Source organism: Domibacillus tundrae (assembly GCF_000970675.1).
GTDB lineage: Bacteria > Bacillota > Bacilli > Bacillales > Domibacillaceae > Domibacillus > Domibacillus tundrae.
The window spans coordinates 26,566-46,473 of sequence record NZ_LAJA01000033.1; the positions used below are offsets into that span (position 1 = coordinate 26,566).

Consider the following 19,908-nt stretch of genomic DNA (forward strand, 5'->3'; position numbering starts at 1 on the left):
CCTTCACGCACCAATGCGTGAGAGGGCTTTTTTTCGTTGCACAAGCCATAATCGAACGGAGAGAGTAATGGCGCCGCACGTAAGTCCCGTGATAAGACCGATCCAGTAGCCGTACGGTCCCCAGTCGGTCCAGCGGGCGAGGGTCCAGCCGAGTGGGAGGCCGATGACCCAATAGCTGATCATGGTCATCATAAAGGTGACATTGACATCTTTATAGCCGCGGAGTGCGCCTTGAACCGGCGCCTGTACCGCATCGGACAGCTGGAAAATGGCGGCGAAAATTAAGAAGCCCGCAGTCAGTTCAAGCACTTCCGCGTCGGTTGAATACAAATGCGCAAATGCGTCACGGAACGTAAAGATCACAACAGTGCCGACTGCCGCAACGCCAATTGCCATGAAAATGCCGATGAGGCTGTAGCGGCGGGCGTCATGAAACCGGCCAGCTCCGACTTCAAAGCCGACCACAATCGTGAGTGCCATCGACACACTCATTGGAATCATATACGTCAGTGAAGCGAAATTCAGTGCTGCCTGATGCGCGGCAATGACGTTCGTGCTGTATTCACTCATGAGCAGCGTCACGGCAGAAAAAATGCTCGTTTCGAAAAAGATCGACAAGCCGATCGGAAGCCCTAGCACCAAGATTTCTTTCCATTTTGAAAGAGCTACGTGCGGCAGTTGATAAAACAGCCTGTACGTAGAAAACGGCTCGTGACGCCAAACAATCCAAGCGGCTAAAATGAAAATAAGCCAATACGTAATTGCCGACGCGTAGCCGGAACCGACCCCGCCGAGTTCCGGAAATCCGAATTTTCCGTAAATGAGCACGTAGTTAAACGCGACATTGAGTGGCAGCGCCACCAACATAATAATCATTGATGTACGGGTTTTGCCAAGCGCGTCAATAAATCCGCGCAGCACAGCCGTTAAAAAGAGGGGCACGATGCCGAATGACAGGGCGATCACATACTCCAACGCAATCCTCCGAACATTTTCATCCAAATTCATCAATCCAAGCACCAGCTCAAGCAACACAAAACCGAGCGCATACGTTGCGGCAGAAATGACGAGTGCCACATACACCCCCTGCATAACGGAAAAGGAAACCTGTTCCCGCCGGCCTCCGCCAATTAAATGCCCGACGATTGGTGTAATTGACAGCAAAATCCCGCTAAGACCGGTATATACAGGCATCCAAAGCGAAGAGCCGACTGCCACGCCGGCCAAATCATCCGCGCTGTAGCGGCCTGACATGATTGTGTCGAAAAACGTCATTGAAAACATGGCGATCTGCGTCACCATAATCGGGATTAAAATGTATAAAAACTGGCGTATCTTCGCACGCGTTGTAGCCGTTTCAATCAACTTGATCAACTCCTTCACCGGAAAATAGTATAGCACAAAAATGATCTGGAAGATCGAGATAAAAGGTGTATTAACAAGTAATCAATTCAGATTGCCTGTACTTTTTTTATAAAAGATATGATATAGAGGAATAATCTATCTCCTATTTGAATAGAATAGGAGAGTTGAGATATAGACGAATAATCTATCCCCACTCGAATAAGGCAGAAAAGTAGTGATAGGGCCGAATGTCCTGCCCCAATAGAATAAGAGAGGAAAGATAAGATGATATACGTTCAAAACAAGACATGGAGAACGGCTGTTGAACCGTTGGCTGCCTTTTTGGCATTAGGCATTCTTTTTTATTTTAGTAATGGTTTTTTTCATCAAGAAACAGTTCAGCTTTTAGCGATAGCGATTCTTGTTATTTTATTTTCTTCTCAGTATGGTATTTATTCAGCAATTGGAGTATTTGTTCTATCGTTTTTGTATCGAATCATGTATGGAATTGCAACATCAGAAGACATTTTACTTTATTTTGTTTCCAGGGAATTTATGTACGAGACTCTTTTTTTAGCAGTTTCAGCCGTAATATGCGGCTTATACAGCACGTCGAGACAGGAGCGATATAAGGATATTGTTGATGAAAATACGTACATAAAGCGGGAAATGGGGGAGTTAACAGCAACTGTCGACCAGCTTAATGAAACGAAAAAAGTGTTAAAAGAGCGGCTGCTTGAAAACAACAACCATTTAGGAACCATTTACTCGATGTTTAAGGCAATTAATCACCAGCATCCTGAAGTTGTTCTTGACCGGGCCATAGAAGTGTTAAAAAAAGATCTGGGTGCAAAAGAGGTGGCTGTTTATTCTGTTAACGGAGATCATAGCGTCTTGCGCCTAAAAGTCGAATCATCAGAGACAAAAGGGCGTTTTCAAAAGTCCATTCTTGATGAAAAGCCGCCGGTCATCGAGCGCGCATTATCGGACGGCATTCCTTATTTCAGAATGGAAGCAGATCCACAAAATGCCCCAATGATTGCAGGACCGGTCTTTATCAATGACCAAATTCAATATTTAATAGTGGCAGACCGCCTTCCCTTTAAGGAAGTGACCAATCACCAGTTTGAGCTGTTTGTCTGGTTTATCCGCTGGCTTGGTGATCGCCTTGACCATGCCGTGGAGTGGTGGAATGATGATGTAAGGAAAAAAACATATGAGGGAACAGGCATTTATTACCCGTCGGAAATGCAGCATGTATTGTCTATATATGAAACGAGGGAAAAAATGTTTGGCTTTCCTTTTTCGTATATGGAACTGAGTGTATTGACAGTCAATGTATATGAATTGCAGGAATTATTGAGCAAACAGCTGCGCCAGATTTGTAAAATTGATGTTGTTGGATTTGATAGGGAAAACGCTAAACTGATGATCATTCTTCCAAATACAAATGCAGAGGAAAGCAAGATTGTTTTGGAGCGGATTAAGCAGAAGATCATTGAAACGAAACGAGTGGAAGTATAATGAGCTGGTTCATTCTTTATATGATGTATCTCATTATGATGATAGTTGTATATAGATCTTTGAGTAGACGCGTGACAGAAGCCTATGCCGGAATGCTGTTGTATTATTTCATTCTGTCCGCTGCTTTTCCCATTGTAGGACTGCTCGCCTCTCTGCTTTTGGAGGGTCTTAATAAAAAAAGGAAGACTGTCGACTGGTTTGAGGAATACGAAAATTATATGCAGAAAAAAGTAGTGAACTATGCTGATATTCGCAGGCAGGCCGCAGCAGATAAAAACTTGATTCCTTTTTTATCAGGTCTTGAACTAAACAAAAACAAGTTACAAAAGCAGTTGATTATGGAACTGAGTGAAGTAGATATTACGGGACAGGGATTCTTTCTAGAGCGGGCCATTCGTCATCATAATACCGAAACGGCCCATTATGCGGCAGTCAGCATGAATAGTTTGAAAGACCGCTTTCAAAAAAATATTGAAATGTTGCGCAGCCAATGCCGAAATGAGAGTAAGCCTTACTTGGAACTCACAACTGTATATCGTTCTTTTCTTCAAAGTGGCTTTTTAAATGGCAGCCAGAAGGAAGAGCTGAGAAATGAGTACAAGGGTTTTATCGATGAGGCGATGGCCTTATTTCCGAAAGAAACTATTCTTTTATACTATCGGGGGGAACAGGCCCTGCATGAGCAAAATTATGAGGGCGCGGCAGGTTATTTTCAATCGCTCGTGAAGTTGAATCCGGCCTCTTCTTCCGGATATGAGGGACTGATTGAAACATTTTATGAACAAGGAGACTGGCCCGCCGTGTACAATATGATTCGCAAAGCATCTAAACATAATATTGAGTTTCCGTATAAATTTGAACAGATTATTGACAGGATGGGGAATAACAGATGACTAAAACATCAAATAAATTGGTTCGGATCAGCGGTGGTGTTCTTCTTTTGACCGTTGCGGCTATCTTGTTTTTTCGATCTGATTATTTTGTGAGATCGACAAAGTCGGAAGCCTCACCCGCCAAGCAATCATTTCGGATTTTAACGGCGGACAACAAATCAAATCAAGGAGAAACCATTCAGCTTTATGTTATTGCAGGTGAAGGCGACCTTGGAGCGAAGGTAGGAGAAAATTTGGCGTATGCGTCCGGTTATGCTCATATTCAAACGTTACCGCTTGACGAAGATGAAATTGATGAAATTGAACCATCCCCATACAATGCTATTTTTGTTTCAGGGGACCATCTTCAAGATTTATCTGTTGAGAAGTTAAGTGGATTTGTTGAAGAAGGCGGCCGGCTTTTTGTAGCAAACAGCTTTTATTATCAAGGCGAGTGGCTGGACCTGCTTGGCATCAGTGAGATGGGAGAATTTATGACGGCGAAGGGCTTGACGTTTGAGAAGCCATTATTCCCAGGCTACCCGGAAGTACCTGGAGATTCGAATCTGTTCACCCACAGCGCCGTTCAAGTGGAGCTTGATGAGACAACAACGGATCTTTGGATGACCGCACAGAGCAATCCGGTTTTTTGGACAAATGATTTTGGAGAAGGAAAAGCCGCTGTCTGGAATACAGCTGTATTAAATGAAAAATCAGCACGCGGCTTGATGGTTCAATCAGTTGGCTTATTATTCCCTTCTTTCGTTTCTGCGCAGGTTGGGACAGAAATTGTGTACATCGATGATTTTCCTTCACCTGTCCCGGAGGGGTCTTTATCAGGAACAAGTCTTATAGATGAAGAGATATCTATCAGGGATTTTTATAAGCATTACTGGTGGCGGGACATTGAAAAGATGATTGAAAAGTATGGTATTAAGATTACAAGCGGAACCATTGCGACGTACGAAAACAATGTGAATCCGCCATTCAAAGAGATGACGGAAGCAATCCGTCGGCCTTACATTTATTACGGACGGACTTTGTTGGAGCATAAAGGAGAGATCGGGTACCACGGATATAACCATCAGCCGTTAGTGACAGCGGGCACGTACGTTGATCCAGAGCTTGGTTATGTTCCGTGGCCGGATCAACAAAGCATGGGAGAAGCAGTGAAAAAGCTAAAAGAAACAGTGGCTCACTTTTTCCCTAATGAGAAGATTGAGACGTATGTGCCGCCGTCCAACATTATTGACCGGGAAGGGATTGATGTGCTAGTAAAAGAATTGCCAGAACTGAAAACGATAGCATCTTTATACACAGGATCTGAAAGCAACGGCAGCTTTATACAAGAATTCGAATACGACGAAACCTATCCAGAACTGTACCATTATCCACGTATAACAAGCGGATACAGCCTTGACAATACGGCAACATTTACAATGGCAGATGCCATGGCCCACATTGGGACCCTTTCTCATTTTATTCACCCAGACGATGTGCTGGACCCGTTTCGTTCAAAAAATAGCAGCTGGGCAAAAATGGCGTCTAATTACGAAAGGCTTCTTCAAGATGTCCGAAAGTGGTATCCATTTTTGACGAGTGTGACACAGCGGGAGGCTACCGCAGCGATAAAAGCGTATCAAAAGTCAAAGATTACGAGAACCTATACAGATGAATCGATTTTTATTTCATATGACAAAGTACCGTCCACTACGTCGCTGCTTGTTCGGGTGGAAGAGGGAAAAGAGCTTGAAGAAGGAACATTTTCGTACGGGAAAGTCATTAAGCTCTCTGAAGGTTTGTACAATGTACAATTAAAAGAAGCTGAAGCAGAGATTAACATTATGGAGGTTCAGTCATGAGAATTGGAATGGTTGTAGAAGGAAGCTACCCGTTTGTCAGTGGTGGGGTGGCTTCCTGGGTTCAAACGATGGTGCGTCATTTTTCGGAGCATAAATTTGTGATTTATGCCATTGTGACTCATAAAGATCCCTCCATGACAATGAAGTACACGTTGCCGGAAAATGTAGAAAGACTGGAAATCATTCCGCTTCATAAAGACGTGAAACCGATTTACCCGTCAACAAAATTAACAGATGAAGAAGTCGAGATCGTTTCAAACTGGTTTGCTTTTAAACAATCCGGAAAAGAAGCGCTGCAAATTTTACAGGAACAGGACAAAGTCGGGAATACAGAAGCTTTTTTAAATAGTACGGTTTTTTATGACATTGTTAAAAAATGTTATGTGGAAGAAAAAATAACGGCTTCTTTTCTCGATTACTTGTGGATGTTTCGGTCGATGTACCAGGCCGTTATACAAGTTTTGCAGGCCGAGACGGCAGAAGCTGATGTCATTCACGCAGTCTCAACGGGTTATGGGGGCCTGCTCGGTTCTGTTTTGAGCATTCGGTTTGACTGCCCGCTTGTGTTGACAGAACATGGACTTTATACAAGAGAACGTGAAGAAGAGATTTTAAAAGCCGACTGGATTCCGTCCATTTACAAAAATCGGTGGATTCGCTTTTTTCAAAAATTAGCAAATGAAGCGTATGACCGCGCTCGCGTCATTATCTCACTGTTTGATCGGAACAGCCGTCTGCAGGAAGAAGCTGGTGCTCCTTTAGAAAAGCTCATGGTGATTCCAAACGGAGTAGAAATGGATGCTTATGCCGGCCTGAGACCGGTCGAAACGAAAATACGAGAAGAAATCATCTTTACGTCTGTCTTACGGGTCGTGCCAATCAAAGATGTAAAAACGATGATTTATGCAGCGAAAATAATAAAAGAAAAAGAGATTCCTTTTCTTTTTTATTTGGTCGGACCAACGACAGAAGAGCCTGAATATGCGGAAGAATGCCGAGAGTTAATCGAGCGTCTTCAACTGCAGGACAATATTGTGATGACCGGGCAGGCCGATGTAAAAGCCTATTTGAAAAAAACAGACGTGCTTGTGCTGACAAGTGTCTCTGAAGGACAGCCTTTAGCGATGCTTGAAGGAATGGCAGCTGGCATCCCATGGATTGTAACGGATGTTGGATCCTGTCGGGAATTGGTTGCAGGGGCAGCTGAGGATGAACTTGGACGCTGTGGGTTTTACGTACCGCCTGTCGCGCCGGATGCGGTCGCATTTCAAATGGAATGGTTTTATAACAACCAGGACCAAATTCAGGATATGGGCTTAATCGGCCAAAAAAGAATCGAAGTACACTATCAGCTGCAACATGTTATTACCCAATACCGTGCCGTTTATCAGTCGCTCAAAAGAGAGGAGGAGAGCCATGGCCGGCATCGGGTTCCATCTTCAGAAGTTATTTAAAGAAGATCACTTGTCTTCTCACATGCGGGCGTATAGCTTTACCGCAATGGTCACAGCAGGTCCGTGGCTGATTGTAATCGCCGCGCTTTTATTGATTCGGTCCATTATCGCGCAATTTGGCGATCCATCGTTTAATGGACTTAATATTATTACAGCATCCATTTCTTACTGCTTTATTTTTTCACAGCTGTTATTTGGAAGCTTCCAGTTAATCGCCACCCGGTATGCGGCTGACCGGCTTTATGCAAAAGATGTAAACAGTTTATTTCCAACAATGGCAGGGCTGATTCTGCTTCTTTCAGCAATTTCAACAACGATATGGATCGTTTTCGCGCTGCTATCGCCTATGCCGATTGTATACAAGTGGCTGCTGCTCATGTTATTTTTAGCGCTCAATATTATTTGGTCTCAAACAATCTTTTTAACAGCCGCAAAAAATTATACAGCGATTACAAAAGCGTTTGGCGCAGGGGCGTTTGTTGCTGTTGCATGTACATGGATTGTCTCGATTTTGCCGATTCAAACCAGTACCGCGTTTTTATTTGAAGGCTGGGTGATCGCTTCATTTACGTTCGGCATGATTGTGACGGCAGTTTGGCTGAGTACCATTCTTCTTCAAATGTTTCCAGAAAAATCGACGGACGGTATGTTTTCCTTCTTGACTTATATCGATAAATTTCCGCGCATGTTCTGGGCTGGCTTTTTTTACAATGCTGGTTTATGGGTTTGCAATGTGCTCATCTGGTTTGGGGAAGGCAGCCTGGTAATTGAGGATACATTTCGCATGAATCCTCAGTATGATACAGCCATTTTTTGGTCGTACTTGACGATTGTGCCGACGTACATGTTTTTTGTTATCAGCATCGAGACCCGTTTTTACACAAAATATAAACGGTTTTATAACTATATTAACAATGGTGGAACACTTGATCAGATTAATCAGTCAAAAGAAGAAATGCAAAAAACGCTTCGTGACGAAATTGAGCGTTTGATGCGCAATCAAGGCGTAGTGACCTTTTTAATCATTGTGGGCGTTTTATTTTACTCCTTTAACTTTGGACAAAATCAAAATGCGTATACGATTCTTCAGCTTGGGATCATCGGTGCTTTTGCGAATGCTATGCTGTTAATTAATATGCTGCTCATGCTTTATTTTGAAGATCAAAGCGGTGCAGCAAAAGCGGCGGCACTGTTTTTTACAGTAAACCTTCTCTTAACAGCGATTTTGCTGCCATTTGGGGAACGAGCCTATGGCATCAGTTTTGCATTAGGTTCTATCCTAGCGTTCATGTACTCGCTTCAGCGTCTGTTTGCTTATGTAAAAAAAATTGATTACCATGTATTTGCACCTGCGCTACAGCATGGAAAGCCCGCTTTTTTTACATCGCTGGCAGAAAAATTAAATAAAACAAAAAAATATCCCGCGCGGCATAAAGGCGGGACGTTTTTCTAAACCGTTTGCTAAGGCGTATTTATGCAAGATGATGGATGTGCTGCTGTATTTTTACATCGGGGGGGGGTAAAAATGTAAAGGAGGCAGCGTTATGCTTCCAAAATACATACCTGGCGTTTTTTTATTCATTTTGGAATTCACTTTTCTTTTCAAGGAGCGAAAGCAATCATGGTTAACAATCGAATGAATGATGTACATTCGTTTAAAATCTATTATGGCGATGCGACAGAAGGTGCGCTGGAAGAGCTGGCCGGATATGACATGGTTGTGATCGAGCCGGCTGCGTTTACAAAAGAACAAGTGGCGGAACTTCAGAATAAAGGCACAAGAGTATTGGGCTATGTCAGCGTAATGGAACTTGAAGTATGGCATGAAGATCTTGTAAAGCCGTCTGACTTCCTTTTGAAAAACAATGAAAAATGGCACATTCCAAAATGGGATTCCTACATGATGGACATTACAAAAGCCCATTACCGAAACATAGTACTGTCGAAAGTAACATCACACGTTCACAAGAAAGGAATGGATGGTGTCTTCTTTGATACCGCCGGAAATATTGATGATTATTTTTATAAGAACGAAAAACTTCAGGAAAAATTAAGAAAAGGCTATACAGCGCTTTTAACCCAAGTTCAACAATCATACCCAAGCTTATATGTGATGCAAAACTGGGGCTTTGACACTGTAAAAGCAGTGTCCCTTCCATACATAGACGGTGTGCTCTGGGAGGACTTCGACAAAGAAATGATCAGGCAGGATGAATGGTCGCAAAGCTGGATTGCTTATTTCCGTTCAAAGAGCCATCAACTCGATACATTTACTGTCACAAATAATAAAAGCTCTAACAATTACAGCCACAGCCTTGGGTTTCTTTCCACTAAAAATAAAGATGACATTTATGATGACCTATAAGGAAAAGCCTGCTCCTTCTCAATACCGGGAGGAGGTTTTTGTCTGGGAAATACTGAAAATTCAGCAAATGAAAGAGGGATGATTGAAAGAAAGTGGAGGTGCTTTGTATGTCGAAATGGCTTTGGCGGATTTTTTTAATTGGGTGCTTGATCTGTATCGCGCTCGTGGCGTTTGACCTCGTTCCGCCCATGCTGGAATGGGTAAACGCTGTATTTTTGTGTTTAGCAGGGCTCATTAGCGCCGTTTACTTATTGAAGCGGTTTGGAACAAAAAAAGGGCTCATCCTCACGTTGTTTATTAGTGTGTGGTCGATGACCGTCGAATCGTTTGGAGCAAAAACGGGTCTTGTATTTGGCCGCTATCATGATGAAAAAGATTTCGGTGTCCACGTGCTCGGCGTGCCGGTGACAATTGGTTTCGCCTGGCTGGTGGTCATTGCAGCAGGACTTGCGCTGATCAGTCCGCAAAACAAGCCGCGCCGCATGAGTTATCCGGTGCTTGCGTCGCTTCTTGCGGTTGCGATGGGTCTCGTTATTGATCCAGCTGCGTTCAAGTTAATGCAATATTGGGTGTGGGAAGAAGGCGGACAGTTTCTCGATATTCTGGCGCAAAACGTTGCCGGGTGGTTTGTCACAGCACTCTCTATTCATCTCGGTCTCTATTTTTTCATCGGCAAAGAAAAAAACGCAAAGCGGGTTCATGAAAAACGCGCACAAATCTTGTCTGTCCTGATGATCGGTATGTTTGCCATCCCTTCTATCATTGGCGGAATCCGGGGTGACAATCGAATGAACGATGTACATTCGTTTAAAATCTATTATGGCGACGCGACAGAAGAAGCGGTGGAAGAGCTGGGTGGATATGACATGGTTGTGATCGAGCCGGCTTTATTTACAAAAGAACAAGTGGCGGAACTTCAGAATAAAGGCACAAGAGTATTGGGCTATGTCAGCGTAATGGAACTAGAAGTATGGCATGAAGATCTTGTACAGCCGTCTGACTTCCTTTTAAAAAACAATGAAAAATGGCACATTCCAAAATGGGATTCCTACATGATGGATATTACAAAAGCCCATTACCGAAACGTAGTGCTGTCGAAAGTAACATCACACGTTCACAAGAAAGGAATGGATGGTGTCTTCTTTGATACCGCCGGAAATATTGATGACTATTTCGATGAGAATGAACCACTTCAGACAAAATTAAGAGAAGGCTATACAGCGCTTTTAGCCCAAGTTCAACAATCGTACCCAAGCTTATATGTGATGCAAAACTGGGGCTTTGACACTGTAAAAGCAGCGTCCCTTTTATACATAGACGGTGTGCTCTGGGAAGACTTCGACAAAGAAAAGATCACTCAGGATGAATGGTCGCAAAGCTGGATTGCTTATTTCCGTTCAAAGAGCCATCAACTCGATACATTTACTGTCACAAATAATAAAAGCTCTAACGATTACAGCCACAGCCTTGGGTTTCTTTCCACGAACAATAAAGATGACATTTATGATGACCTATAAGGAAAAGCCTGCTCCTTCTCAATACCGAGGGCACTGAAAAACTTGCGTTTTTACATTCTTAATTGTTTTCAAACGAAAATAGGCAGCTTTCTGTTCGATTTTGAACAGAAAGCTGCCTATTTCCTTTCATTTTTTTATTCTTTTTCCTTTAGGATTGTAATGATTCTCATTAGATTGACCGCAAAAATCGCGGTGACCCCTTGTATTTCCATGCCAAAAAGACCCGCCGATGACGCTTTTTCATACCCATGCCGGTGTTTTAGCTCGCTGTTCTTCGCTTCAATTTTATATCGTTCGCGTGCGAGCTTTTTGAATTCTTCACTATTTTGAAACGCTTCTTGTTCCGTATGTTCGTTCGATTTAATGGTCACCGAATACGTTTTACTTTTAGCCCCTTCCTGATAACATCCTTCCCTAATCGGACAAACTTTACATTTTTCGATATCAACGTAATATTTTTGCCGATGGTTCTTGCCTTGATTTTTTTTCCCAGTACGAGCCTTGCGAATCGCCATGTGCCCAGCTTTACACACATACTTCCCTGCATCCTTGTTGAATTCAAATTCATCTTCTTTCACGCGTCCACCTTGTGTGATTTGCGGATTCAGCCTGGAGGCCAATTGAAATGTTTCTTTTTTCGCATACTGTAAGTTTGCTTTTTCTGAGTACACGGTGTCCCCGATCACGATATCTATTTCCATTCCAGCTTCCTGGCTTTTCTCGATTAAGGCCTGCAGGAATTCTTTCGGTGATTTTTGATTGCAGCGTGCTTTTGTATGGGTGGCGTCCACAATAATCGTGCTGCTTTTGATGATTTCTTTTTCAAGCGCAATCTCAACGGCCTTTCCAATAAGCATATCTAATAAGCCTGCGTCCTGAAGACGAAGCTTGCGGAATTTTGTAAGCAGGCCCGGGTCAATCAGGGAATCTTCCGGTGCCATTGTTAAGAAATAGTTGAAGGACATGTCATATTTTGAGCGCTCAACAACATCTATATCCGACAATTCGAAAATGGCTTTTAGCAGTAAATATTTGAACATGCGGACTGGCGGAACTGCCTTGCGACCATTGTCCAGGCAATACTTTGTCTTTAGTTCTTCTAAAATAAAGGAGAAGTCCACCAGCTCATTGATTTGGCGAAGCATATTGTCTTTTGGCACGACGATATCGTAAATAGTCGCAAATGGGTTAACATAAGCGTTTCCTGGTTTGAAATCATTGGGAGCACCACCTATATGTATTGAATTCATTATAAATGAAAAAAGCCAGGCATTCTTTAAACTAGACGGACTTTTTCAGTGCCCTCTCGAATAAGAGGGGAGAGATGATTTACGTTCAAAAAACATAGGGAAATGATAATCCATCGTTGTAATATTTACGTCATCTGATTACACTTTTATTTCGTTGGATGAAATCAATGTTTTTGAGAAAGACTGGACTGCCGGCTGGATATAAGCTGAGCTGCATGGACAAATGAGGAAACTATCATTATGAAATGAGTCTAGCATTTTCCACCTTAAAATCTCTTGCGGGTGCGGTTCGTTTCGGGCTATAGTAATCAGGCAGCACGGACAGAACTTAAAAAACGTAGGAGGTTTTACTACTATGAAAGCAAATATCCGCATCGCCGCAATGGCCGGCTTAATTTCTGCTGGACTATTTACAGCAGGGCAAGCGAACGCAGCAGCGCCGACTTGCAACGTCGCAAAAACAGATCAGTTTGAAACATATAAACAATACCAGCAAGACTATCAGGTAAAACAGCCAGTTGAAGCAGCACCGCAGCAGGCGGCACCTGCAAAAGCAGCACCACAGCAGCAACAGACTGCACCAACTGCACAAACAACTGCGCCACAACAGGCACAACCAGCAAAAACAGCACCACAGCAGCCAGCTGCAAAATCTGTTAATGCTTTTGAACAAGAAGTTGCTAAATTAGTCAATGAAGAACGGGCAAAAGCGGGATTAAAAGCATTGGAATTAGATACAAAGCTTAGTGAAGTAGCGCGTGCGAAATCGCAGGATATGAAAGATAAAGGCTACTTTGATCACCAATCGCCAACGTATGGTTCCCCATTTGACATGATGAAACAATTTGGCATCACATATAATACGGCCGGCGAAAACATCGCCAAAGGCCAGCAGACGCCGGAAGAAGTCATGAAGGCATGGATGAACAGCGATGGCCACCGGAAAAATATTCTAAGTGCTGACTTTACACACATCGGTGTCGGCTATGTAGACGGCCACTGGACACAAATGTTTATCGGAAAATAAACACGAGCGGGAAATGACCATCATTTCCCGCTTTTTTGTATGGATAAAGCACCTTTAATAAAAGGAGCTGAGAATTTTTGAAAGACGGTGTCCGGCTCCAGTTTAAATAATTGCTTGCCGGCGATTGCATTTAATCTGACCTGATTGCGCTGGACGGAAAGACCCGGATTCTGCTGTTTCTGGACGCTGACGTGCGCCTCAAGTCCGATGCTGTAGCACAGACCGTCTTCTTACTGCATAAGCGAAACGCCGGCCTGCTTTCCGGGTTTGCCCGCTTTCCCGCAAAATCCATTCTCGCCAAGCTGCTCGTGCCGATGCAGGCGTTTTTTGTGTTTCCACTTGCCGGTGCTGCTGGCAAATTGGACAAAGTGGCCGGCCGCAACAGCGGCACATGGCGGTTTTATGCTCTTTTCACGTGAAACATATAAAGCAGCGGGCGGCCATAAGCCGTTGAAAAACTCTCTTGTGGCGGATGTGCATCTGGCCCGCGAAGTGAAAAGAAAAGGGAATAAGGCCGTCATTGCCAATATCGCGCCTTCTGTCACCTGTACCGTGTATGAAACAAACAAAGAAACGTGGGAAGGGTTCTTGAAAAACAGCTTTAACGGCATCGGCCGCTCCAAAGCCGCGGCGGGATTGCTGATCCTGTTTTAAACCGTTTTTTATATTGTTCCTTTTTTTCTGCTGTTCATACTCGCATCCGCCGCCGCTTTTTTGCTTTTGCTTCTCACGGCGATGAAAAAAACGAGCCATACGTGGAAAGGGCGCGCGTACGAAAACTAGCCGGAGGGGGCTTTTTTTCAAATTCGACGAAATCATGAATAACGGTCTGTCATCACCCGGACATTAATCTAGCCGTTCAAAATGGATTATGTGAAACTTTCCCCGCCACTTCTTCGTATTGATGAGGGAAAGGGGAGGAAACACTTGGAACTTTTACTGGCTGTTTTTCGAATCGTAGCAGAAGTATCCGCCGCTTTAGCCGTTCAGGCATTCAATTATTTTAATGATAACTAGTGCTTTCTTTTAGTGAAGGCGGAAAAGACTTTCATTTTTGGCTACCCTGAAAATATCCTTCCAAAAAGACGTTTTTTCATGCGCCATGGTGCGAATCTTATTAGCATGGCTGTCTCTGTTGAAGAACTTTGTTGGGTTTCTGAACCGGTGGACAGCCTAACGGGTTATATGAAAAAGCGATCATGATCTTGGAGTTAAAAATAAAAAAGAATGTAAATAAGACACAGCCCTGTCAGTCAAGCACCGACAGGGAGTGAGAAAGAGCTTATTGAGTCATTCCATTATCAGTTGCAAGTGGCTGGATTTCATTCGTGCTGCCCTTTTTGTTTTGGTCATTTTTTGATTTTGATTCGAGTTGATTTAGCTGCTTCTTTACAGCCTCTGAGCGTACCGTATGACTCTGATTGTTTTTTGTCATTCCCTATGCCCTCCTTTTTCGTAAGAATAATACCTTTTTATCATGAGGAGTTTAACGCAGATTTATACAAAAAACACCCTGGAGGAAAGTGTTGGAAGGTAATCATATGTGAAGGTAAAATGACATTCTGTTATACCCATAGCAAAGAAAAACGTCTTGAAGGGAGTGCGTTCATAATGATGATCCACTGCATTCGTTTGCGTTAACTCCGATTTTCCTCATTCCAATTCAAATGAAATGAGGGACTGAGTATGGCAGAAAAAATGATTAAACATAACGACAATGAGTACGTGGTACACAGCTCTAAAAGAATACTTTCCTGCAAATGAAATGAAGTCAAAAGAGCACTTTGACTTGCTTTTGTCCGACAAAGAAGCACTGTATAAAATAGAAGAAGGACCTGAGTATGTGCTGGTTTATTTCGAAAAAGAAGATTTTCTATTTGTAGATTATATGTTAGTACAGAGCAGGAACCGAAGTGAGGGTATTGGGAGTAAAGTCATCAACCAGTTAAAACACAAAAACAAGCCTATTATTCTTGAAGTGGAACCGATCTCGGTTCATGGCCCGATACAGTGAAAAGAGTTCGTTTTTATGAAAAAGCAGGATTCAGGCATATAGATACGGTTCAATACACGCGTATACACCCTATGACAAAAGAATTGAATGAAATGGTGATTTATTATTGGTCCCCGGCTGTGAAATCGGAAGACTGGGCGATGGAAAAGATGGCCACTGTTTATAAAGAAGCTCATGCCTATCATTCTGAGAGATTATATCGTACACCGCCGCAAGCCATTCAAGAGGTATTGGTTTTAAAAGAACATGCTTACAGCCAGGCCAAGTAAATAAGGAGTAAGTAATATCGATGGATGGCAGCAATTGCCCTGCCGAAAAAAACAGAGGCCTCTTCCAGAACGTTAGTGTGGCCTTGACTGCAAAACATAAGACGGTAAATGAAGGTAAATAAAGCGCTGGCTTAATATCAATTTAAAGGCAAGATGCACAGTCAAAACCATAATGTGCATCTTTTTTTTGCGAAATTTTATCTATATAAGTTGAATTAAACTTTTTACATTCGTCGTTTATTATAGTGTAGGAATTCCTTTTAAAAAAGCAGCGTATTGGGCTACGGGCTGGCGGCTGCGCTAACAACAGGGGCGAACGCTGAACCAGCCACCGCTTCGCGCTGCCTGTTTCAGCCTGTCCGCTCGTCCCGCGGGAGTCTCCGCCGCCCTCCCTCCGCCCGTTGCTTTTCTGGAAAGAAGCGGCCATGAATGAATAGATACGGACTCTCTATTCTTTTTGATAGAAGAAGAAAAACAAGCCTGTTTGGCACTGGCTGTTTTTCCTCCCCACAAAGGCGGCAGGCGCGGGGCGGAGCGGAGACTCCTATGGGACGAGCGGGCAGATAAGACCGGCGGAGCCGCAGAGCGGTGACGGTGGGCTTAGCACCTGCCACATGGAACGCGAAGCCCCACGGATGCCGCTGTTCCATTGCCCGGGCTAAGTGCTGTTCTCATACACTTTTTCTGAAAAGCAGAATCTAAAATCATTTGTTCAACTTATATAGTTTAGTTTTAATAGAAGGAAATGCCTGTCGAAATCGATTAAAGATTCAGCTTGATAAAGGGATAATCATATTTTTTATCTAGTGACACCTTCCGACAAAATTTCAATTGATCATGTAGTACAATTTCAGATAGATAGAAATCGAGATAATGACAAACTAGTGGAAGGAGTAGAACGCAAGGCTAACAGATTTAAGGTCAAGCAGCTAGGATGGCTGAGTTACCTCAGAAAATAGGGAGATTTGATGTTGGATCGAGTCGAGGTTAAATGAGATAAGGAATGGATTGAACTGATTCAAATTGCCCGTGACATGGATATTTAGATTGAGGACAATGGAGCATTTTCAGAATCCAATTAGAAGGAATATTATGGAGGGAGGGACTTTCTGTGCAAAAAATTCCCGGTAAGATGGAAAAAATGGATGAATTAGAATTAGATACAGACTGGATTGAACTCATCCAGCTTGCCGCCCGTAACATGAATATTCTGATTGAAGACACAAGAGCATTTTTATCCTCTGGCAAAATCCAATCAGAAGGAATATTATCAGATGAAGAACCTTTTGTGTGAAACATTTCGGATGAGAGGGATAAAGCTGCTAAAATATAACCAGCAAAATGAACCCTTTTAACGATCGGCTGCGGCCGGTCTTTTTTATTACATTAATGAATAAAGGATAGAGAAAAATTAGTAGAGAACTACAGATGTTCGGCAATATAAAACAAGGACATGGTAATCTAAATAAATTTTGGAAATGAGGTTTTTAATACATATGAAATTTCATGAGATGTCTTTTGAACAGCTTGAGGAATATGAAGCGGAGTTACTTGAAAAGAATGATAATTACGCGCTGCATGTTTCATTTTATGAAGAGCTGCATAAAAGAATATCAGCACTCGCAAGTTTGAGATTACCTAGTTGATCTTTTATATAAAGAACGCCGTCCATGATAGTTATTGGTTCACCAGTTAAATTTTTAAAGGTGGCGGGAGACGTCCTGACGTTTTGCTGTTGTTGCCTGGTGAAGTAGTCGTCTTAGAGTTTAAAAGCTATAACAGCGTGAAAGAAGCGGAGTATACACAAACATCCCTTTACGTAAGAGATTTAGAGCATTATCATTCTGCTATGCAACAACAGCGGTTGAAGGTGCGAGGGGCTCTTGTTCTAACCAGGTCGAATCGAAAAAAACTTGCTGAAGAAATCCATTTGTATCAAAATTAGGTAGTAACATATTTTCCTTATGACAGGTTAATACATTAACTAAAGTTATGGTAAGTATCTTTAAATAAATTCAGTACTTTTTTTGTTTTATCACTTTTACTACAATACATATAGAACCATTAATAACATATAATGGAGGTTGTTGCGGTGTGAAATATAGAAGATTAGGGAGAACGGGTTTAAAAGTTAGTGAAATTAGTTTAGGAAGCTGGTTAACCTATGGGAAATCAGTAGAAGATAATATGGCAGAAAAAACAATTCACAAAGCGTATGAGCTTGGGATTAATTTCTTTGATTCTGCTAACGTGTATGAGCAAGGTGAAGGAGAGCGTGTACTTGCTGGAGTGTTAAAGGAATACCCTCGAGAATCTTATGTTATTACAACAAAAGCATTTTGGCCTATGGGAGAGGGACAGAATGATCGTGGTTTATCTCGAAAACATGTTATTGAGCAAGTGAATGCTAGTTTAAAAAGAATGAACCTGGATTATGTTGATATTTTTTATTGTCATCGTTATGACCGGGAAACACCTGTAGAGGAAACACTGAAAACAATTGATGATTTAATTCGTCAAGGGAAAATTTTATATGCTGGAGTAAGTGAATGGAGTGCAGCACAAATTGAAGAAGCGGTAGCAACTGCTGATAAATTCTTGTTGGATCGAATTGTCGTTAATCAGCCAATTTATAATATGTTTAACCGATACATTGAAAATGAAGTTATTCCTGTAAGCGAGAAACATGGTATCGGACAAGTTGTATTTTCACCCTTAGCCCAAGGGATTCTAACAGGAAAATACCAAAGTGGTCATGTACCAGATAATAGTCGTGCAGCTAATCAAACCATAAATAATTCTATAAAAGGGATGCTAAATGAGGATGTCTTTAAAAAAGTTGAGCAATTAGAAGAAGTGGCTAAGGAGATGGAAATTACATTACCAGAATTAGCATTAGCTTGGACTTTAAGACAACCAATTGTTTCGAGTGCCTTAATTGGAGCTAGTAGGCCAGGTCAAGTAGAACAAAATGTTAAAGCAATAGAAGTAGTTCTTCCATCTGAGATACAAGACAGAATCGAATCAATTTTAGCTTAATTAGCCTGGTTTGAAAAAGCCTTACTATTAGGCGAAGAATGGAGAGATACCTTTGATTAAAGGAATTGGGCATTTAGCATTAACGGTTCAAAATATGGATAAATCACTTCAATTCTACTGTGATATTTTAGGTTTTGAAAGGGCTTTTGAAATTCGTGACGATGAAAATAATCCCTGGATTGAATATATTAAAGTAGCTCCGGGACAATTTATTGAGTTATTTTATGGTAGACAAAATAAACACCAAGAAAAAAGTCATGAAATCGGTTTTAATCATTTTTGCTTAGAAGTAGATGATATAAACAAAGTAGCCAATCATCTGAAGACTAAAGGGTTGACCTTAGATGTTGAACCAACTAAAGGAAAAGATAATAATTATCAATGCTGGATTAAAGACCCTGATGGAAATCGGATTGAATTTATGCAAATGGAGCCTGCTTCACCACATATGAACTGTTAGGAATGGGGGACTTTTAATGGAGCACAAACAAGTAGTAGTTGTAACAGGGGCAACTAGAGGAATTGGCCGTAACACGGCTTTGTTTTTTGCGGAAAAGGGATATACAGTGATTGGAACAGGGAGGAATTCCGAAAAATTAAAAGAAGTAAAGACTGAACTTGAAAAATATTCATCTGAACATTCGATGGTATCAATGGATGTAACCCAACCAGAAGAAATCCAGCAGGTAGTGGAAAATGTAATTAGAAAATATGGCCGTATTGATGTCTGGATTAATAACGCCGGAGCATTTAAAGCAATAGGACCTACTTGGGAAGTTAAACAAAAAGATTGGATAAATGATGTAACAACTAATTTATTTGGAGCCTTTTACTGTGTCCAAGCGGTAGTGCCACTCATGATAAATCAAGAATTTGGAAGCGTTATCAATATTGTTGGTGGTGGAACGGTAGGAGCTTTTAAATATGGAAACGGATATGGAACTTCCAAAACAGGTGTTGCACGATTAACAGAAAATTTATCTGAAGAATTAAAGGAAACGCCTATTAAAGTATTTGCATTAGATCCAGGCTTAAATGATACAGACATGACTCGATATCAAAGAAATAGTGAAGATGGTCAACGTTATTTAAGTGCAATAGAAGATTTATTTAAGCAAAACATTGATGTTCTACCGTATCAAGCTCCACAGCTTGCCTATTACATGGCAACAGGTGAGCTTAATGAATATGCGGGGCGAGTGGTATCCGTGTATGAAGATTTAAAGACGTTAAGAAACATTGCTAAAGATGCAAGAGATCCTGACTTCTACAAACTTCGGCTCAAGAAATGAGTAAACTATGAAAGTAAGTATCAGTTAGCATGCGAAAGAGCAGATACTCAAGTGTAATCAATTATCAAAAGCCGTATCG

18 protein-coding genes, 2 pseudogenes and 1 riboswitch are annotated in these 19,908 nt (G+C 41.9%); of the genes and pseudogenes, 17 read left to right on the forward strand and 3 right to left on the reverse strand.

Annotation, left to right across the window (positions count from 1 at the left end; translation table 11 throughout):
* Positions 1-3 precede the first annotated feature (3 nt).
* Complete coding sequence (locus VQ00_RS16490; protein WP_046181223.1) at positions 4-1,365, reverse strand: MATE family efflux transporter; 1,362 nt, start codon at positions 1,363-1,365, stop codon at positions 4-6.
* A gap of 264 nt (positions 1,366-1,629) precedes the next feature.
* On the opposite strand from VQ00_RS16490, the gene VQ00_RS16495 reads away from it, so the two are divergent.
* From VQ00_RS16495 to VQ00_RS18300, 7 genes are all read left to right on the forward strand, one after another.
* Entirely contained in the window at positions 1,630-2,868 is a 1,239-nt protein-coding gene (locus VQ00_RS16495; RefSeq protein ID WP_046181224.1) for a GAF domain-containing protein, read from the forward strand.
* Positions 2,868-3,761 carry a tetratricopeptide repeat protein gene (locus VQ00_RS16500; protein ID WP_046181225.1) on the forward strand — a complete coding sequence of 298 codons (894 nt, stop codon included), beginning with the start codon at positions 2,868-2,870 and terminating at the stop codon, positions 3,759-3,761. Before VQ00_RS16495 ends, VQ00_RS16500 begins: the two co-directional genes overlap by 1 nt.
* A complete protein-coding gene (locus VQ00_RS16505) occupies positions 3,758-5,602 on the forward strand; it encodes a DUF2194 domain-containing protein (protein WP_046181226.1) in 1,845 nt (614 codons plus the stop codon). The genes VQ00_RS16500 and VQ00_RS16505 overlap by 4 nt, the downstream gene beginning before the upstream one ends.
* The gene (gene pelF / locus VQ00_RS16510; RefSeq protein ID WP_046181227.1) at positions 5,599-7,056 is read left to right on the forward strand and encodes a GT4 family glycosyltransferase PelF; all 1,458 of its coding nucleotides are present in this window, start codon (positions 5,599-5,601) and stop codon (positions 7,054-7,056) included. The genes VQ00_RS16505 and pelF overlap by 4 nt, the downstream gene beginning before the upstream one ends.
* Entirely contained in the window at positions 7,019-8,509 is a 1,491-nt protein-coding gene (gene pelG / locus VQ00_RS16515; protein WP_046181228.1) for an exopolysaccharide Pel transporter PelG, read from the forward strand. The genes pelF and pelG overlap by 38 nt, the downstream gene beginning before the upstream one ends.
* 168 nt (positions 8,510-8,677) lie before the next feature.
* Positions 8,678-9,421 (forward strand): glycoside hydrolase family 191 protein, encoded by a 744-nt coding sequence (locus VQ00_RS16520; RefSeq protein ID WP_156154103.1) that lies wholly within the window; start codon positions 8,678-8,680, stop codon positions 9,419-9,421.
* 107 nt (positions 9,422-9,528) lie between these two features.
* Positions 9,529-10,938 (forward strand): carotenoid biosynthesis protein, encoded by a 1,410-nt coding sequence (locus tag VQ00_RS18300; RefSeq protein ID WP_082091629.1) that lies wholly within the window; start codon positions 9,529-9,531, stop codon positions 10,936-10,938.
* 134 nt (positions 10,939-11,072) lie between these two features.
* Here VQ00_RS18300 and VQ00_RS16535 read toward each other — a convergent pair.
* Positions 11,073-12,157 (reverse strand): annotated as a pseudogene (locus tag VQ00_RS16535) (transposase).
* Positions 12,158-12,543: 386 nt separating this feature from the next.
* Here VQ00_RS16535 and VQ00_RS16540 point away from each other — a divergent pair.
* The 3 genes from VQ00_RS16540 (at position 12,544) to VQ00_RS17825 (ending at position 13,869) form a co-directional block, all read left to right on the forward strand.
* A complete protein-coding gene (locus tag VQ00_RS16540) occupies positions 12,544-13,215 on the forward strand; it encodes a CAP domain-containing protein (protein WP_046181230.1) in 672 nt (223 codons plus the stop codon).
* 191 nt (positions 13,216-13,406) lie between these two features.
* Positions 13,407-13,634 carry a hypothetical protein gene (locus VQ00_RS17820; RefSeq protein WP_052728620.1) on the forward strand — a complete coding sequence of 76 codons (228 nt, stop codon included), beginning with the start codon at positions 13,407-13,409 and terminating at the stop codon, positions 13,632-13,634.
* Positions 13,618-13,869, forward strand: a complete 252-nt coding sequence (locus VQ00_RS17825) for a glycosyltransferase (RefSeq protein ID WP_052728621.1) — start codon at positions 13,618-13,620, stop codon at positions 13,867-13,869. Before VQ00_RS17820 ends, VQ00_RS17825 begins: the two co-directional genes overlap by 17 nt.
* A 628-nt stretch (positions 13,870-14,497) precedes the next feature.
* Here the strand turns inward: VQ00_RS17825 and VQ00_RS18720 are convergent.
* Positions 14,498-14,650 carry a hypothetical protein gene (locus tag VQ00_RS18720; RefSeq protein ID WP_156154104.1) on the reverse strand — a complete coding sequence of 51 codons (153 nt, stop codon included), beginning with the start codon at positions 14,648-14,650 and terminating at the stop codon, positions 14,498-14,500.
* A gap of 282 nt (positions 14,651-14,932) precedes the next feature.
* Here VQ00_RS18720 and VQ00_RS17830 point away from each other — a divergent pair, with 282 nt between their 5' ends.
* The 7 genes and pseudogenes from VQ00_RS17830 (at position 14,933) to VQ00_RS16575 (ending at position 19,829) form a co-directional block, all read left to right on the forward strand.
* Positions 14,933-15,229 carry a hypothetical protein gene (locus VQ00_RS17830; protein ID WP_156154105.1) on the forward strand — a complete coding sequence of 99 codons (297 nt, stop codon included), beginning with the start codon at positions 14,933-14,935 and terminating at the stop codon, positions 15,227-15,229.
* A gap of 71 nt (positions 15,230-15,300) precedes the next feature.
* Positions 15,301-15,498, forward strand: a complete 198-nt coding sequence (locus VQ00_RS17835) for a hypothetical protein (RefSeq protein ID WP_156154106.1) — start codon at positions 15,301-15,303, stop codon at positions 15,496-15,498.
* An 865-nt stretch (positions 15,499-16,363) separates the two neighbouring features.
* Positions 16,364-16,449: riboswitch (cyclic di-GMP riboswitch) on the forward strand.
* Positions 16,450-16,609: 160 nt separating this feature from the next.
* On the forward strand, positions 16,610-16,792 hold the full coding sequence (locus tag VQ00_RS16555) for a hypothetical protein (RefSeq protein WP_046181231.1): 183 nt from the start codon (positions 16,610-16,612) through the stop codon (positions 16,790-16,792).
* 402 nt (positions 16,793-17,194) lie between these two features.
* Positions 17,195-17,392: pseudogene (locus tag VQ00_RS19450) on the forward strand (DNA/RNA helicase domain-containing protein); the annotation flags it as partial.
* 200 nt (positions 17,393-17,592) lie between these two features.
* Complete coding sequence (locus VQ00_RS16565) at positions 17,593-18,537, forward strand: aldo/keto reductase family protein (protein ID WP_046181233.1); 945 nt, start codon at positions 17,593-17,595, stop codon at positions 18,535-18,537.
* Between the two features lie 52 nt (positions 18,538-18,589).
* On the forward strand, positions 18,590-18,997 hold the full coding sequence (locus VQ00_RS16570; protein WP_046181234.1) for a VOC family protein: 408 nt from the start codon (positions 18,590-18,592) through the stop codon (positions 18,995-18,997).
* A gap of 16 nt (positions 18,998-19,013) precedes the next feature.
* Positions 19,014-19,829 (forward strand): SDR family oxidoreductase, encoded by an 816-nt coding sequence (locus VQ00_RS16575; RefSeq protein WP_046181235.1) that lies wholly within the window; start codon positions 19,014-19,016, stop codon positions 19,827-19,829.
* Positions 19,830-19,908: the final 79 nt, after the last annotated feature.